Genomic DNA, 1,021 nt, shown 5'->3' on the forward strand with positions numbered 1-1,021 from the left:
AGAGAGGTTCGCGTAGTAGTCTTCCGGGAGAGAAAGCGCCTCGACACCGGCTTTCTGAAACGGAGTCGGTGCACAGATGCTCGTGTAGTCGTGGACCTTTCGGAGTTCGGCGGAGAGTGGTTCGGGTGCGAGTGCGAACCCGACGCGCCACCCGGTCACAGAGTAGGTCTTCGACATGCCCGTGCAGACGACGGTCCGTCCGGCGAGGCCGTCGATTTCGACGGGACTGCGGTACTCGTCGGTGTAGACGATGTGTTCGTAGATTTCGTCGGTGACGACGATGAGGTCTTCTGCGGCAGCGACGTCGGCGACGAGTTCGAGTTCACGAGGGGTGAAGACCTTCCCCGTCGGGTTGTGTGGGTGGTTGAGGATGAGGATGGACGCGTCTTTGGCGGCCTCTCTGAGCGCGTCTGGGTCGACTTCGAGGCCGTCCGTGATGTCGAGTGGAATCGGCCGCCCTCCTGCGAATTGAACGGCGGGGATGTAACTCTCGTAGGTCGGTTCGAAGTAGATGACGCCGTCACCAGGGTCGCAGAGTGCGAGGAGGCTGGAGACGACTGCTTCGCTCGTCCCGGTCGTGACCGTGACTTCCGTCTCTGGGTCGTACGAGACGCCTTTCCACTCCTCGTACCGTTCTGCAATCGTTTCGCGGAGTTCCGGAAGACCCCACGTAATCGTGTACTGACTCGAGGTATCGATTGCCGCCTTGGCCGCCTGTTTGACGCTCGGTGGCGTCTCGTCTTCGTCGGGAATCCCTTGTGAGAGGTTGATGGCGTCGTGTCTGTGTGCCTCGCGTGTCATCTCTCGGATGACCGATTCCCGCATCCCATCGACGCGGTCGCTCCCAATCTGCCGAGAAAACGAAGATGGATTTGGCATGGTTGGTATGTGGGTGTCTACCATTTGAATCCTGACGATTTCGTGATTCGAAGAGTCCGTCTCTCAGTCGTCGTGCGTCGCTCGAAGCGGGCGAGAATTGAACAGACAGTCCCGCCTCTAGTGGGCGAACGGTGTCTCTCCG

1 protein-coding gene is annotated in these 1,021 nt (G+C 59.8%); it reads right to left on the minus strand.

Annotation, left to right across the window (positions count from 1 at the left end):
- Nucleotides 1-879, minus strand: an 879-nt coding sequence (locus AUR66_RS14105; protein ID WP_058572926.1) for a pyridoxal phosphate-dependent aminotransferase, incomplete at its 3' end; no start/stop codon positions are given.
- Nucleotides 880-1,021: the final 142 nt, after the last annotated feature.

The organism is Haloferax profundi (genome assembly GCF_001469865.1).
In the GTDB taxonomy this organism is placed as follows: domain Archaea; phylum Halobacteriota; class Halobacteria; order Halobacteriales; family Haloferacaceae; genus Haloferax; species Haloferax profundi.